This window comes from Thioalkalivibrio sp. ALR17-21, from assembly GCF_000420185.1.
GTDB classification, from domain to species: domain Bacteria; phylum Pseudomonadota; class Gammaproteobacteria; order Ectothiorhodospirales; family Ectothiorhodospiraceae; genus Thioalkalivibrio; species Thioalkalivibrio halophilus.
Genome location: NZ_ATUL01000003.1, coordinates 1 through 14,897, shown reverse-complemented (window position 1 = coordinate 14,897; position 14,897 = coordinate 1). Strand labels below are relative to the sequence as shown.

The following is a 14,897-nucleotide window of genomic DNA, read 5'->3' as shown; positions in this document are numbered from 1 at the left end:
CGATTCCGTTTCGCCCTCGAACCCGCGACCGCAGCCACGCCGGCGGCACCGGCAGAGTGCACTGCGGCGCCCGGCTGACCCCGGCTCGCGGGTGCGATGGTGAATAATGTCTGGTCCCGTGGCGAATGCCCCGGGAGGGGGCCGCCGCGAGGAACGCGGCGGCCCGGGTCACGATCCGCCGAACGGATCGTCATGCAGCCTTGCGGCCGCTCCGGATCAGTTGTTGACCGGGGACTCCGGATCCAGCATGTAAGCCATGATATGGCTGATCTGCTCCTCGCTCAGCAGCCCCTGGAAGCGGGGCATTTCCGCACACGGGAAGTACTGATGCGGATTGTTGATCACCTGGTGGACGTACTCGCGAATCGCCTGGCTGTCGCCACGGGTGGCGCCGTAATTCACCAGGCTCGGCCCGATGGTGCCCTGAGTGGGACCGTCCTCGTCGAAAACGTGGCAGTTGACACAGTTGCCGCCGGCTTCCCGGGTCGAATGATCATCGATGTTGTGACCGATCCGATAGCCGTAGCCGGAGAACGCGAGTTCTTCGCCGCGCTCCCAGTCGCCCAGTTCGAGGTCGCCTTCGGGAGCCTCGTACTGCTCACGAGCCAGGGCCACCACGCGGCCGGCGGTCTCGCCGTCCGGATCACCCTCGATCGAGCAGGCCGCCTGGATCTCGTCCTGGGTCATGCGTTCTTCCATGGTGCCGCCTTCCTGCGGGACCTGATCGAAGCGGAAGCTGCCCGACTCGAAGATCATGTATTCGGCCAGCTCGTCCGCACTCATCGCAGTGATGTCGACGTCGTCCGACTTGTTGCCCTCGGCCACGGCGCAGCCCGTTGCCAGCGCGACGGTTGCAAAGGCGGCCACACCGGCCGCAACAGTATTTTTCTTGAACATGCTTGCTGTCTCCTATTGCGTCCGGGGTTACCGCTTGAGGTCGGGCAGGATCGCCGGCTCGCCACGCGCCGCGTCATTCCAGAAAGCGATGAGCGCGGTGTTGGCCATCGAGTCCGGCTTGATGGCGGCATGACGCATCTGCCACACGCAACCACGGATGCGGTGGTTCTGACTGCGGACGTTGTCGTGCCCGGCACGCTGGGCCGGCCAGGAGACCGCCTTGGTCCATTCCTGGGAGTTACGCATCTCGGGCAGGACCGACGCACGAATGCGCTTGCCGGACTGACCGTGACAGGAGGCGCAGTTGAAGTCCTGGGCTCCGCCGCGACGGAAGAACAGCTTCTCGCCGGCCGCGATCATCGCCTGCTCCTCGGGATGCTCGTTCTGCGGCTGCCACTCCATGCCGGAAGACTGCATGGCGATATAGGTGGTCAGCTGCATGATGTCCGAACCGCTGCCATGACGCTGGGCAATGGCGGCATCATCCTCGTCGAACCCCTGGATCTCCTTCATGCAGTGCACCAGGCGCTGCTCGAAATCCATGACCTTGCCGACGTCCTCGAAGTAACGCGGCAGCTCCACGTAGGCGCCTTCCAGCACGCCCTCGCCCTTGCCGAAGTCGCAGGATTCGAGCGACGCGTTGTTCGGCCCGCGCTCCTCGTAGAACAGCTGCTCGCCATCTTCCGCCACCCACAGGGCGGGGTTGTCCGGCATCATCATGATGTTCTGTTCACTCTGATGCAGATACGCCGAATCGGGATTGGCGTCGAGCAGCTTCTGCAGGACATCCGCCGGGTCCTGCCATTCGCCGGCCTGGGCAGCGCCCCCGACCGCCATTGCTACGGGCAAGGCGAGCAATGCTTTCTTGAACATGGAAACCTCCATCACACGGTTTTATTCGATGGGCCCGGGTCTCCGTCGCCCGAACCTACGCTGCAGAGTGCGGAATGCGTGAACACCGTGTCAACAAACAAACGCTATATTAGCGTTTCCTAAAAGTCTGTTTTTCAAGGCTTCTTGCAGTCCGGCACCGACAGGCAGACGCCCCGGCGAAAGGATCTATTCCCCTTTTGGCAAAAAGTTCCCGTTGATTTCGGTTTTCCGGTCAGCTTCGTGTCTCAGGAGGGCCTGTTTGGCGCCGGCCAGGGGCCCCGCGAGCTGGCCGGCGTACCCCCCCGCGGATCCACGATCGGGGGCGGCGCCGGCCGGCAGGACACGATGACAGGGGATGAACAGGGGCCAGGGATTGGCGCGACAGGCCTGGCCCACGGCCCGCGGCGAGGAGCCGATGGCGCGGGCGATCTGGCCGTAGGTGCGGGTTTCGCCGACGGGGATGCGGGTCAGCGCGTGCCAGACCCGCTGCTGATGCGGGGTGCCGGGCGGCAGGCAATCGGGCGGAACCCAGGCACGCGGGTCCCGGGCGTAGCCCTCGGGGGCGAAGGGCAGGCGCAGCGGGACGGAAACCCGCGTCTCATGGCCTTCCCAGCCGAGCAGGAGGAGGGAGTTTTCGGGATCGCAGGCATACACAAAGGCCAGCGATGCACCCGGGAGGATGCAGCGCCGGCCCTGCATGCGCTCGTGCGGGGGGTCCGCGGGACCAACCGCGGCCCGGAGGGTCAGCCGCGACCCTTGGCCCGGGCGCGGACGTCCTCCTTGATGCGCGCGGCCTTGCCGGTACGATCGCGCAGGTAGTACAGCTTGGCACGACGGACCTTGCCGCGACGCTTGACCTGGATCTCGGCGATCTGCGGGCTGTGGGTCTGGAAAGTGCGCTCCACTCCGTTGCCGTAGGAGGTCTTGCGCAGCGTGAACGCGGAGTTCAGACCCCGGTTGCGCTTGCCGATCACCACGCCCTCGAAGGCCTGCAGGCGCTCGCGGTCGCCTTCCCGGACCTTGACCTGCACCACCACGGTATCGCCCGGGCCGAAATCCGGGACATCGGATTTCATCTGCTCGGCTTCCAGTTGCTGAATGACGTTATTCATTGCTCGACCTCAATCATCGCTCTCGGAGCGGACGCCACCTCGCGGGTGACGCTCGCGGTATTCGTCCAGCAGGGCCTGATCCGTGCCCCCCAGTTCGAGCCGGGCCAGCAGATCCGGCCTGCGGCTCCATGTACGCCCCAGCGCCTCACGACGGCGCCAGCGGCGGATCGCGCCGTGGTCGCCTCCAAGGAGGACGCCGGGGACGCGGTGTCCGTTCAGTTCCTCCGGCCGGGTGTAGTGCGGACAGTCCAGCAGGCCCTCGCTGAAGGAATCCTGCTCGGCGGAATCCGCATGCCCCAGCACCCCGGGCCGGAGGCGGGCGCAGGCATCGATGATCGCCATGGCACCCAGTTCCCCGCCGGAGAGCACGTAGTCTCCCAGCGAGATTTCTTCGTCGACTTCGGCTTCGATGAAGCGTTCGTCGATCCCTTCGTAGCGGCCGCAGACCAGCGCCACCCGCGGCCTTGCCGCGAGGGCCCGGACCCGCGCCTGATCCATCGGCCGTCCCTGCGGGGTCAGCGCGACCACGTGCAGCGGCTCGCGACCATCGGCCCGGGCGGCGTCCAGCGCCCCCTTCAGCGGCGGCACCTGCATGACCATGCCGGGGCCGCCGCCATAAGGCCGGTCGTCCACCGCCTGGTGCACCCCGCTGGCCCAGTCCCGCGGATTCCAGGTCCGCAGGTCCAGCTGCCCGGCCTCCACGGCCCGGCGCGGGATGCCCCATTGCGTCACGGATGCGACCAGCTCCGGGAACAGGGTGATGACGTCGAAGCGCATCGCCGCGTCAGTATTCCGGATCCCAGTCCACCCGGATCCACCCGCCCTCGAGATCGACCTCGAGGATGTACGGACCCTGCACCCAGGGGATCAGCCGCTCGCGTTCGCCGCTCACGACCATCACGTCATTGGCGCCGGTCTCCATGAAACCGGTGACCGTCCCCAGCGGCGTGCCGTCGACATGTTCAACGGACAGGCCCTGCAGGTCGGCCCAGTAGTATTCGCCTTCTTCCGCCGGGGGCAGCCACTCGCGCTCGATCGCCAGCTCGGCCCCCATCAGTCCGTAGGCGGCATCGCGATCGGCCACCCCGGCGAACTTGATGACCACGCCGGGGCCGTGCGCGCGGCCGCTTTCAATCTCCACCAGCCGCCACCCCTCGGCCTGCTTCATCCACAGGCGGGGGAAACCGGTGATCGCGTCCCGCGGCTCGGTCTCGGAAAAGATCCGGACCCAGCCCCTGACGCCGTAGACCCCGGAGACGCGTCCGACGCGGATGCGCTCACCCGCCTCGCTCACCTGCGTCTCCCGGAAGTCAGGCCGCCGCAGCCTGCTGCTTGCGGTACCCCTTGACCAGGTGCTCCACGCGCTCGGACATGCCGGCGCCGTGGCTCAGCCAGTAATCGACCCGCTCGAGGTCGATCTTCAGCGGGATTTCCTGACCGCGGGCAACCGGATTGTGAAAACCGACGCGCTCGATGTAGCCGCTGTCGCGGCGGGCGCGGGAGTCGGTCACCACGATCGAGTAGAAGGGGCGCTTCTTGGCGCCGCGGCGTGACAGACGAATTGTAAGCATGAAGTCTTGAACCCCGTGAAGTTCGGTTTCGCGAGAAAACGCGCGATTATAACGAATTGCAGCGCCAAGACAAGGCCGAAGCCCCGTCGTCAGCGTTTCGGCAGGCCCCCTCCGGGGCCTCCAGGGCCGCCCATGCCGCCCATTTGTCCTCCAAGGGCCCGCATCATCTTCGATGCGCCGCCCTTGGAAAATTTCTTCATCGCCTTGCTCATCTGGGTGTGCTGCTTGAGCAGGCGGTTGACGTCCTGGATCTGGCAGCCGGAGCCCGCGGCGATGCGGCGCTTGCGCGACCCCTTGATGATGTCCGGGTGGCGGCGTTCCTCGTCGGTCATCGAGGAGATCACGGCCTGCATGCGCCGGATCTCCTTGTCGCCGGCCTGATTCTTGATCGCCTCCTGCATCTTGCCGCCGCCGGGCAGCTTTTCCAGCATGCTGCCCATGCCGCCCATCTTCTCCATCTGGGCCAGCTGTTCGCGCAGGTCGTTGAGGTCGAAGCCGCGCCCCTTCTTCAGCTTGCGCGTGAGCTTTTCGGCCTTGTCCTGATCCACCTGGCGCGAGGCCTCCTCGACCAGGGAGACCACGTCGCCCTTGCCGAGGATACGGGACGCGATACGTTCCGGATGGAAGGGTTCGAGCCCGTCGGGGCGCTCGCCGGTGCCGATGAACTTGATCGGCACCCCGGTGATCTGCCGCACCGACAGGGCGGCACCCCCGCGGGCATCGCCGTCGGCCTTGGTCAGCACCACGCCGGTCAGCGGCAGGGCATCACCAAACGCGCGCGCGGTGTTGGCCGCGTCCTGCCCGGTCATGGAGTCGACCACGAACAGGGTCTCCACCGGTTCGACCGCTGCGTGCAGGCTCTGCACCTCGGCCATCATGTCCTCGTCGACGTGCAGGCGCCCGGCGGTGTCCACCAGCAGCACGTCGACCCCTTCGCGGCGGGCCCGCTGCACCGCGTCGGTGGCGATGTCGTCGGGCTTCTGCGAGGTGTCGCTGGGGTAGAAGGCCACCTCGACCTGGCCGGCCAGGGTCTCCAGCTGCTGGATCGCGGCGGGGCGGTAGACGTCGCAGCTGACCACGGCCACGCGTTTCTTGTCGCGCTCGCGCAGGAGCTTCGCCAGCTTGCCGATACTGGTGGTCTTGCCCGCACCCTGCAGGCCGGCCACCAGCACCACCGCCGGCGGCTGCGCGGCCAGATTGAGGGAGGCGTTCTCGCCACCCATGGTCGCGACCAGCTCGTCGTGCACGACCTTGATCAGGGCCTGCCCCGGCGTCAGGCTGCCGATGACCTCCTTGCCCAGCGCCTTTTCCTTGACGTCCTTCACGAACTCGCGCACCACCGGCAACGCGACGTCGGCCTCGAGCAGGGCCATGCGCACTTCGCGCAGGGCCTCCTGGATGTTGTCCTCGGTCAGGCGCGCCTGACCCTTCAGGCGCTTCATCGTGTCCTGGAGGCGACTGGAAAGGCCGTCGAACATGGGACGTGTCTCCTGCGGATGAAATCGGCGGGGAGCGGCCCGCATCGAATCCGACATTATACCCGTGACCGGGGGTCTCCTGCAGCGCGCGGTGACGAAGTGCATTCGCGGGCGTGACAAGGGATAATCCGCGCATGACCACGATCGCCGGAACCATCGCCGTTTTTCTGTACCTGATCGCGCTGGGCTACCTGGCCCTGGGCATACGCGACCGACCGCTGGCCGCCGGGCAGCCACGCGGACCGCTGGCAGTGTGGCTGCTGGCGCTGGTCGCCCACGTGGTGGCGCTGGTGCCGGCGGTTGTCACCGGCACGGGCTGGAACCTGTGCCTGGGCAATGCGCTGTCGGCGTCGATGTGGCTGGTGGCGGCCCTGCTGTGGGTCACCGCCCTGCGTCACCCGCTGGCCAGTCTCGGGATGGTGGTCCTGCCACTGACCCTGCTGGCCGCGCTGACCGCGCTGCTGTGCGACGGCGACGCCCGCTACGCGACCTCGGCCGGCATCGCGGTGCACGTCCTGTTTTCCGCGCTGGGCTGGGCTTTTCTTGCACTATCCACCGCGCAGGCCGCGGTGATGACCGCCCAGCACCGCGCCCTGCACGATCACCACACGCGCGGGATCGTGCGCTACCTGCCGCCGCTGTTCTCCATGGAACTGTGGCTGTTCCGCATGATCTTCATCGGCTGGCTGTTCCTCGGGCTGAGCCTGCTCTCGGGCTTCATCTTCGTCGATGACCTGTTCGCTCAGGACCTGGTGCACAAGTCGGTGCTGTCGATCCTGGCCTGGCTCATCTTCTCCGTGCTCCTGCTGGGGCGCTGGCGCCTGGGCTGGCGCGGGTCGCGCGCGCTGGCCTGGACCACCGGCGGCTTCGTCGCGCTGGTGCTGGCCTACTTCGGCACCAAGCTGGTGCTGGAGGTCATCCTCGGGCGCGTCTGAGCCCCTGCCCCGGCGCTTGACAGCCTCGCGGGGCTTGCCTGAAATGGAGTCAGCCCACCCCTGACCGCAGGTCGCCCCGTTGCAAGAAATCCCGCTGTCCGTCCTGTTCGGCGCGCTGGTCGTGCTGTTCCTGCTGTCGGCCTTCTTCTCCGGGTCGGAGACGGCACTGATGGCGCTGAACCGCTACCGCATGCGGCATCGCGCCCAGACCGGGCACCGCGGGGCGGCGGATGCCGCACACCTTCTGGAACAACCGGACCGGCTGATCGGGCTGATCCTGCTGGGCAACAATTTCGTCAACATCCTGATCGCCCAGATCGCCACCATCATCGGCTGGCGGCTGTTCGGGGACACCGGCGTGGCGATCGCCACCGGCATACTGACCCTGACCCTGCTGATCTTCGCCGAGACCGCGCCCAAGACCCTGGCGGCCCTGCACAGCGAGCGGGTCGCCTACCCCGCGGCACGAATCTACCGCATCCTGATGCGGGTGCTGTGGCCGGTGGTATGGCTCATCAACCTGCTGGCCAACAATTTCCTGCGGCTGTTCGGGGTGCCGGTGGATGCCCGCCAGCGCTCGGCCCTCAATGCGGACGAGCTGCGCAGCGTGGTCTCCGAGGCGGGCTCGCTGATCCCTCCGAACCACCGCCGCATGCTGCTCAACCTGCTGGATCTGGAGCGGGCCACGGTCGAGGACATCATGATCCCGCGTAACGAGATCGTGGTGCTGGACCTGACCGAGCCGTGGAACGAGGTCCTGGATCAGCTGCTGCACGGCAGCTTCACCCGGTTGCCGGTGGTCGAAGGCGAGCTGGACCGAGTGCTGGGCTTTCTGCACCTGCGCGACGTCCTGCCGCTGATCGAACGTGACGAATTCGGCCCCGAGGCGCTGCGCCAGGTGGTGACGGCACCCTGTTTCATTCCCGAAGGGACGCCGCTGAACCGCCAGCTGATCAACTTCCAGCAGCAGCGTCGCCGAATCGGCCTGGTGGTGGATGAGTACGGTGACATCCAGGGACTGATCACCCTGGAAGACCTGCTGGAGGACATCGTCGGCGAATTCACCACCGACTCGCCAACCATGAGCGACGATATCCTGTTCCAGGAAGACGGCGCGGCGATGGTCGACGGCGGCATCCACCTGCGCGAGCTCAACCGGCTGCTGGCCCTGGATCTGCCACTGGACGGCCCGCGCACCCTCAGCGGCCTGATCGTGGAGCACCTGGAGAGCATCCCGGAAGCCCCGGTCAGCGTGCGCATCAACGGCGTGGTGATGGACATCGTACAGATCAAGAACAACACCATCCGCACCGTGCGCATCCCGCCCGAACACCACAGCCCGCCCCCCCCGGAAGACTGACATGGCCCGCAGCAAGACCCAGTACATCTGCCGCGCCTGCGGCGCGACCTCGCCCAAATGGGCCGGCCAGTGCGGGGAATGCGGCGCCTGGAACACCCTCGAGGAGGCCGCGCCAGTCGCCTCCGCCGGACCGCGCGGCGGCGGCTATGCCGGCGAGAGCGCACGCATCACCCGGCTGGGCGAAGTCGAGACCGGAGAACTGCCGCGCACCTCCACCGGCATCTCGGAACTCGACCGCGCGCTGGGCGGCGGCCTGGTCACCGGCTCGGTGATCCTGATCGGCGGCGATCCCGGCATCGGCAAGTCCACCCTGCTGCTGCAAACCCTGGCCGCCCTGCCACCGGAGCAGACCCTGTATGTGACCGGCGAGGAATCGGCCCAGCAGGTGAGCATGCGCGGGCAGCGCCTGGGGCTGGACGTGGACGGCCTGCGCCTGCTGACCGAGACGCAGGTCGAAAACATCATCGCCACCTGCGAAAGCGAACGCCCCGGGGTGCTGGTAATCGACTCCATCCAGACGCTGTTCACCGCCGCTTCGCAGTCCGCACCGGGTTCGGTCAGCCAGGTGCGCGATGCCGCCGCGGCCCTGGTACGGCTTGCCAAGCAGCGCGGGATCACCGTGATCCTGGTCGGCCACGTGACCAAGGACGGGCAACTGGCCGGCCCGCGCATCCTCGAACACATGGTCGACACCGTGCTGTATTTCGAGGGCGATCCGGACGGGCGCTACCGCATGCTGCGGGCGGTCAAGAACCGCTTCGGCGCAGTCAACGAACTGGGCGTGTTCGCGATGCTGGAGACCGGACTGAAGCCCGTCTCCAACCCCTCGGCGATCTTCCTGTCACGCCACGAGAACCCGGTGCCCGGCAGCGTGGTGATGGTCACCCGCGAAGGTACGCGCCCGCTGCTGGTGGAGGTCCAGGCCCTGGTTGCCGAGAGCCACGCCTCGCAGCCGCGGCGCATCACCGTGGGCCTGGAGCAGAACCGCCTGACCATGCTGCTGGCCGTGCTGCATCGCCATGGCGGGGTGGCCCTGTTCGACCAGGACGTGTTCATCAACGTGGTCGGGGGGGTCCGCGTAACCGAGACCGCCGCCGACCTGCCGATGCTGGCCGCCGCACTGTCCAGCCTGCGCGACCGCCCCCTGCCGCAGGAACTGCTGGCCTTCGGCGAGGTGGGCCTGGCCGGGGAGATCCGCCCGGTCCCGAACGGCGAGGAACGCCTGCGCGAGGCCGCCAAGCACGGCTACACCCGCGCCATCGCCCCCGCCGCCAACGCCCCGCGCAAGCCGATCAAGGGCATGGAGGTGGTCGCCGTCTCGCGCCTGGGCGAGGTCCTCGACGCGCTGTAGCCGAGCCCCCGGCCTACTGCGCACTCGCCAGCCCTCACCCCAATCGGGCACCTTCTCTCGCGGGATGCAACCAGCCGGGACCTGACAGTTATTCTATGAATTCAGGGTCAACGTAGATGACGCCTGAGAGGTTTCTCGGTTCTTTAACAATTGGCCGCCGTTTCCGGATTCAAGGCGACGGCCTCCGGTAGACCGAAGTCCCGGATTGCCCCGGCCCAGCGTTCCGGGTGGGCATCACGTGCTCGCTGGTAGGTGGCCTTGCGGTTCGCCAGGATCCGAGTGGCCTCGCCACGATGGCGCTGGGCCGGCGTGACGTATTTCAGTGCGCTGTGCCGGTGTTCTTCGTTGTACCAGTGCACGAAGGTAAGCATCCATTCGCGAGCTTGCTCGAGCGTGGCGAAGCCCTTCGACGGGAAGCCCGGGCGGTATTTCAGCGTCCGGAACAGTGCCTCGGAGTAGGCGTTGTCGTTGCTCACCCGGGGGCGGCTGCGCGAGGGTGTGATCCCAAGGTCGTAGAGCTTCTGCAGGAATGTCGCCGCCTTCATGGGACTGCCGTTATCGGAATGCAGAATCAACGGCTTGTCCCTCGCGGCCAGGTGCTCCCGCCAGTGGGCTTTCTCGATGAGCTCACTGGCCAGTTCGCCGTTCTCGGCGACGTGGACCTCATGACCGACGATCTTGCGGCTGAATACATCCACGATCAGGTAAAGGTACCACCAGGTCCCGCAGGCCGGTCCGGGGAGCCAGGAAATGTCCCAGGACCACAGCCGGTTCGGTGCATCCGCCACGTGGGTTGTGGGTGGCCGTCTGCCGTGAGCCGCCTTGTGACGGCCGCGGTGATGATTCTGGTCGTGATCGCGCAGCACCCGGTAGAACGTCGACTCCGAGGCGATGTAACGGCCCCGGTCGGCCTGGTCTGCGACGATGTAAGCCGGCGGCTGACTGCGGTAGCGGGGCTCATTGCAAAGATCCAGAATCACCGTGCGCTCCCGTTCTGCGAGTTTGTTGTGCGGCTCCGGGCGTTTGGCGTCCGCACGGCCGTCCGAGCGCACACCCTCAGGTCGGCTCCAGCGCTGGTAGGTGCGAACACTGACGCCGATGATGGCGCAAGCTTTGGCCAGCCGGGCTCCGTCGCGCTGCGCCTGTGCAACCAAGGCGACGGTGTGCTGGCGATCCGGGAGGCTGGTCAGTCGTCCTCGTCGTTGCGGCCCCAGATCGCCTCGGCTTTTTTTGACAGCGTCAGCAGCGCTGCCGTCTCCGCCAGGGCCTTGTCCTTGCGCCTGAGTTCGCGCTCGAGCTTCTTCATGCGCTTGTGCTCGGCCTTACGCTCCTGGCGAGAGCGTTTGTCCTGCTCGGCCGCATTGGCGTTCGCTTCCATGCAGGCCTGCCGCCAGGCTTCAACCTGCTCGGGGTAGAGCCCCTTCTCGCGGCAGTAGGCGCTGAACTCCGCCTCGCTCATGGGCGCGGTCTCGAGCACGACGCGGAACTTCTCCTCGCTGCTCCAGCCCTCCGGGGTGGATCCTCGTGATGGCAAAACCTGTCCTCGCTCACGGGCCTGTTTGCGCCAATTGTACAGGGTCGCCGGGGAGATCCCCTCGGCCTCGGCCACTTCAGGAACCGTGAGGTTCATCGGCGGTGCCAGCTTGCGCAGGACGGCTTCCTTACGTTCGGCGGAGTAGTGCTTCATCGTTGTCACCTGCTGTTTGCGTTGAGGCGACAACTACGTTGACTGATAGGGTGGTTGATGGTTGATGGTTGATTAGGCATTTAACGCCAGTGGTAACGGGCGCCAACGGAGCGCAGCGTAGTTGGCGTCCCGTTGACCACTTTGTTAAACAAGATTCGATTGCTTGTCGAAGTTGTCTACTGCCTTCCTTTTATTCTCTCGTACTAGAAAGCTAATCCCGATTAACTCATCCAACCGTGCATTTACTTCAGCTTCATCGATACCTTCTTCGTTGGCTCTGACCTTCCTTATTTGATCTTCCAGAGCATCTTCTAGTGTTATAGCGCTAAGCAATTCGTCTTTTGCTTTTTTCTTATCCGTAACCGCCATGCTTTGTACTTTAAGAACCACACCACTTGCAATTAGACCGCCACCCGCAGCTGCGACGGTAAAGCCAACGATCTTAGCGGCCAGCTCAATATTCGGAAATATCGCTGCCACGGCCGGTGTAGCTCCCATAAACTCTAATACATGGACAAAATACGCTCCCACTCCTGCCAAGAATATGCCCCACATGACGATCAAAAACGGCTTCCGGAAAAAGCTGCCATTGAGCACTCCCCAAGGAGCCACTACAAAAACTAAAACTGAAAAAACTGCTAGCAATAACACACCATCTCCAATCACCAAAAAATACCTTTTCTTGTAATAGCGACCAGCTAAAAATACTGTTTAACGCCATGCGCAGCGGGCGGTTTTTGGAGCGTAGCGGAACAAACCGGTCCGACTGACGCTATTGGTTAGGCATTCTTAGACAATTCCGAGGCGGTGAGCCTTTTGCAAATACAGCCAGTAGTCATGATCACCCCGCTCAAGTTCGGAATCCGCTCTTCGCTTCATATCTTTAACTGAGTACAAAAGCTCCGGATTAGAGGTATACGCGCCATCTACAAACTGTAGATCTACAGGTAACGATTGTGCATTACGAGGAGAAAACAAATTGTTCAGTTCGTTGATGCATAACCGGCGCTCTCTATCAGGAATTGAGGAAAGAGACTCTGAGAACGAGTGGACATTCGTGCCGTGTTCTTCGTCAGTCGTAAAGCAAACGTCACCTGAATCTGTCTGAATTTTGATCGGATTCTCTTTTATTCGAAGACCGCCGAACATTCGTTTTCGTCTTTCCCTGTGAGCCCGAGTTTGTGCTTTACGTTCCATCTGGGGATTCTGCACAGAGTATGCTTTTCGTACAGCTCCAAAGCGCCCAATAGTGTCTATGATAGATGGAACAGAAAGCTGTCCGGTATCGTGTACTAACGCAAGCCAATTCTCTCCATAGAACGCATAGGCAATGCATGAGGCTATATTTCTCGTATAAACCCCTGATGCATCAGCTTTGTTTATTAGTACTGCACCATCCTGAACTACCTCAATAAAACTCATGCTGTGACTCCACTAATACTGACTAACGCCAAGCTAAGCGGCGGCCCGTCAGGGACGTCCGGTGAGGCCGAAGGCTGGAATGAACTTAAGCGATTTGTTAACCAAGGTTGATCGCCAAGTACGCTTGCCACGCTCCCACTCCAAAGAGGCCGTACGCGGAAAAGACACCCAGTACGGCAACTATGTGACCACCAACACCAACTCTCCGACTCCAGGAGCCAAACTCGCCACCATAGCCAGCTTGTGAAAAATACGTAGCACCGGCGGCAATGGCTGCAGCGAGCACTCCCCAGACGAATTGCAACAGTGCTAGAGAAAGGCCGCCAATACTTAGCGACACACTTTCACTGGCGAATAAGCGGCCAAGAAACGCCAAGATAGCCACGGCAGCACCACCGTTTATTAGCAGTGCACTTTTGAGCGCTGACTGGCCTACCGTTATTACTGACCGAAGCATCTCAAGGTTGTGCTCGTACTGATGTTGGCGCGCCGTTATCCAAGCGTTTAAATCGGCTCGGTACTTCTCCATGTTCGCTTCCCCTGCATTCACCCCCTCAGGAGACTCATTAACAGCCTCCTCTAAACGAGCTGCGTATGCTTCTAGGTCTTTTATGGAGACCTTATCAATCCCGTTCTGTTTCGTGCTTTCTATAGCACCTTTGAATATCTGGACTACTTCTGAAGATTTCATAATTGGTTAACGCAAAGCTAAGCGGCGGCCCGTCAGGGACGTCCGGTGGACGGCCGTCAGGCCGAGAACGTACTTAAGCGATTTGTTACACATTGACTGAGTACTTGAGGTCACGTGCCTCGTCTCCAGTCATGCCCCGAAATCCCCAACAGTGGGCAGGTTGCTCCTTAATTGTCACTTCGATATCCACAGGAGATATGCCAACCACAGACTCAATCTTGCTGAAGAGCTCCTTGATCAGAGCTTTTTGAGTCTCGGGGGCCCGCCCCTGCATCATGTTGATCTCGATGGCAGTGTAGGCAGGCGTTCTGCCACCTGGGTAATAAAAATCCTCGGCCTCCATTGGGATAAAACGATGAGCCCGCTTGTCTTCCGGCATTCCGAGTACGGACTGCATGCATCCGTGAATGACTTCGGAGAGCTGAGCCTTGACCGGATTAAGGTGTTCTTTGATTCCATAGATGACTATCACGATGCCTCCTGCAATTTGTAACGCCAGCCAGCATGCGCGGCTACGAAATGGAGGCGAAGCCGAAATGTAGTAGGCGTCGCCGTGCCTGGCCTTGTCATAAACCACTCACAAAACATCAAGGGCATCCTGAACTACCTGGCGAACTTTGTCTCTTCGCTTAGCAGTTTGCTGATAAATATACTCTGAGGAACCAGAAGCTCCCGGTGATGCCTTTTCAATGTCATCAACCTCAGTGGCAATCAGGCCCAATACCCCTTGGGACTGCTTCTCTTTGTAGAGATCAGCGTATTTCTGCCATTGCTTAGAAAATCTCTGCCGCTTTCCTTTTGGCATATGAACCATAAGCTTCCTAGCTTCCTCGTCATGCTCTGGAAAATGCTGTGTAACCAGAGTTGTCGGATGGGCATCTTGAGACTCTAGTTCTCGAAGGAATGGAACCAAAAGCTCTTTGAACGCCCTCACCTTATTGCGATAGTTCTCTCCTTCACTCCTGCTGGTCGTGAGTCTATGACCTAGCCATAAACCCAGTAGGCCTACCAAGACTGCACTGATCGAGATTTTCCAGTCAATCACCGAGGGTTCCTATGGTTTATAACAGTAGATTAGACAGAATCTGTTATATTGGGGATATACAGAGTCTGTGTATCACCTGAGCCTCGCGGCACCGCCCCTCTCTCTGGTGGCTTCTGCTCCGACAGTTTAGCCATGATCGGATCATGGCTAAATGTCAGGTCACGCCTGATTGCATACCGCGAGAGAAGGCACCCCTGTTTCATGCCCGGGAGTGGATGAGTATTGTGCCCGATGAGCGAACGGGAGGCTGACCGCATGGCGAGTACCATCCATTCCAACGCCCGCACCACACCCCGGATCCGGCAGGAACTGCAGGAGGCGCCGGCCGGCGTCAGCGACCCGGAACTGGCCCGGCGCTACGGCATCAGTCGCATGACGGTGCGCAAGTGGCGCCGCCGGCGCACCGAGGTGGAAGACCGGACCCATCGTCCGAAGACGATGCACACGACGCTCACAGCGGAACAGGAGGCGATCG

18 protein-coding genes are annotated in these 14,897 nt (G+C 62.9%); 4 read left to right on the top strand and 14 right to left on the bottom strand.

What is annotated here, in order from left to right:
- Nucleotides 1–216 precede the first annotated feature (216 nt).
- The 8 genes from soxX to ffh form a co-directional block, all read right to left on the bottom strand.
- On the bottom strand, nucleotides 217–897 hold the full coding sequence (gene soxX, locus G020_RS0101985; protein WP_024328453.1) for a sulfur oxidation c-type cytochrome SoxX: 681 nt from the start codon (nucleotides 895–897) through the stop codon (nucleotides 217–219).
- Between the two features lie 27 nt (nucleotides 898–924).
- A complete protein-coding gene (soxA, locus tag G020_RS0101980) occupies nucleotides 925–1,734 on the bottom strand; it encodes a sulfur oxidation c-type cytochrome SoxA (RefSeq protein WP_024328452.1) in 810 nt (269 codons plus the stop codon).
- A gap of 222 nt (nucleotides 1,735–1,956) precedes the next feature.
- Nucleotides 1,957–2,469 (bottom strand): methylated-DNA--[protein]-cysteine S-methyltransferase, encoded by a 513-nt coding sequence (locus G020_RS0101975; protein WP_024328451.1) that lies wholly within the window; start codon nucleotides 2,467–2,469, stop codon nucleotides 1,957–1,959.
- Nucleotides 2,470–2,513: 44 nt separating this feature from the next.
- Nucleotides 2,514–2,882: a 50S ribosomal protein L19 gene (rplS, locus tag G020_RS0101970; protein ID WP_024328450.1), complete on the bottom strand. Its 369-nt coding sequence runs from the start codon at nucleotides 2,880–2,882 to the stop codon at nucleotides 2,514–2,516.
- A gap of 9 nt (nucleotides 2,883–2,891) precedes the next feature.
- Complete coding sequence (gene trmD, locus G020_RS0101965; RefSeq protein WP_024328449.1) at nucleotides 2,892–3,659, bottom strand: tRNA (guanosine(37)-N1)-methyltransferase TrmD; 768 nt, start codon at nucleotides 3,657–3,659, stop codon at nucleotides 2,892–2,894.
- A 7-nt stretch (nucleotides 3,660–3,666) separates the two neighbouring features.
- Nucleotides 3,667–4,176 (bottom strand): ribosome maturation factor RimM, encoded by a 510-nt coding sequence (rimM, locus tag G020_RS0101960; RefSeq protein WP_024328448.1) that lies wholly within the window; start codon nucleotides 4,174–4,176, stop codon nucleotides 3,667–3,669.
- 16 nt (nucleotides 4,177–4,192) lie between these two features.
- Complete coding sequence (gene rpsP, locus G020_RS0101955; protein WP_018870607.1) at nucleotides 4,193–4,453, bottom strand: 30S ribosomal protein S16; 261 nt, start codon at nucleotides 4,451–4,453, stop codon at nucleotides 4,193–4,195.
- 89 nt (nucleotides 4,454–4,542) lie between these two features.
- Nucleotides 4,543–5,931, bottom strand: coding sequence for a signal recognition particle protein (gene ffh, locus G020_RS0101950; protein ID WP_024328447.1), 1,389 nt, complete (start codon nucleotides 5,929–5,931; stop codon nucleotides 4,543–4,545).
- Nucleotides 5,932–6,065: 134 nt separating this feature from the next.
- Between ffh and G020_RS0101945 the strand changes: the two genes are divergently transcribed.
- From G020_RS0101945 to radA, 3 genes are all read left to right on the top strand, one after another.
- On the top strand, nucleotides 6,066–6,866 hold the full coding sequence (locus G020_RS0101945; RefSeq protein WP_024328446.1) for an inner membrane protein YpjD: 801 nt from the start codon (nucleotides 6,066–6,068) through the stop codon (nucleotides 6,864–6,866).
- Between the two features lie 79 nt (nucleotides 6,867–6,945).
- Entirely contained in the window at nucleotides 6,946–8,226 is a 1,281-nt protein-coding gene (locus G020_RS0101940) for an HlyC/CorC family transporter (protein WP_024328445.1), read from the top strand.
- Nucleotide 8,227: 1 nt separating this feature from the next.
- Complete coding sequence (gene radA / locus G020_RS0101935; protein WP_024328444.1) at nucleotides 8,228–9,577, top strand: DNA repair protein RadA; 1,350 nt, start codon at nucleotides 8,228–8,230, stop codon at nucleotides 9,575–9,577.
- Nucleotides 9,578–9,720: 143 nt separating this feature from the next.
- On the opposite strand, the gene G020_RS0101930 is transcribed toward radA, so the two are convergent.
- The 6 genes from G020_RS0101930 to G020_RS15190 all read right to left on the bottom strand — a co-directional run bounded on the left by G020_RS0101930 (nucleotide 9,721) and on the right by G020_RS15190 (nucleotide 14,422).
- A protein-coding gene (locus G020_RS0101930; RefSeq protein ID WP_156002668.1) for an IS3 family transposase occupies nucleotides 9,721–11,264 on the bottom strand; the annotation gives its coding sequence in 2 pieces (ribosomal slippage) (nucleotides 9,721–10,793 and nucleotides 10,793–11,264; 1,545 coding nt in all).
- A 144-nt stretch (nucleotides 11,265–11,408) separates the two neighbouring features.
- A complete protein-coding gene (locus G020_RS15205; protein WP_156002665.1) occupies nucleotides 11,409–11,930 on the bottom strand; it encodes a hypothetical protein in 522 nt (173 codons plus the stop codon).
- A gap of 123 nt (nucleotides 11,931–12,053) precedes the next feature.
- On the bottom strand, nucleotides 12,054–12,686 hold the full coding sequence (locus G020_RS15200) for a hypothetical protein (protein WP_156002662.1): 633 nt from the start codon (nucleotides 12,684–12,686) through the stop codon (nucleotides 12,054–12,056).
- A gap of 97 nt (nucleotides 12,687–12,783) precedes the next feature.
- Entirely contained in the window at nucleotides 12,784–13,377 is a 594-nt protein-coding gene (locus tag G020_RS15195; protein ID WP_156002659.1) for a hypothetical protein, read from the bottom strand.
- An 85-nt stretch (nucleotides 13,378–13,462) separates the two neighbouring features.
- Nucleotides 13,463–13,849 carry a tautomerase family protein gene (locus G020_RS0101920; protein ID WP_024328441.1) on the bottom strand — a complete coding sequence of 129 codons (387 nt, stop codon included), beginning with the start codon at nucleotides 13,847–13,849 and terminating at the stop codon, nucleotides 13,463–13,465.
- 105 nt (nucleotides 13,850–13,954) lie between these two features.
- The gene (locus G020_RS15190) at nucleotides 13,955–14,422 is read right to left on the bottom strand and encodes a hypothetical protein (RefSeq protein ID WP_156002656.1); all 468 of its coding nucleotides are present in this window, start codon (nucleotides 14,420–14,422) and stop codon (nucleotides 13,955–13,957) included.
- Nucleotides 14,423–14,677: 255 nt separating this feature from the next.
- Between G020_RS15190 and G020_RS0101915 the strand changes: the two genes are divergently transcribed.
- The coding region (locus G020_RS0101915) for a helix-turn-helix domain-containing protein (protein WP_196800299.1) at nucleotides 14,678–14,897 on the top strand (220 nt) is incomplete at its 3' end.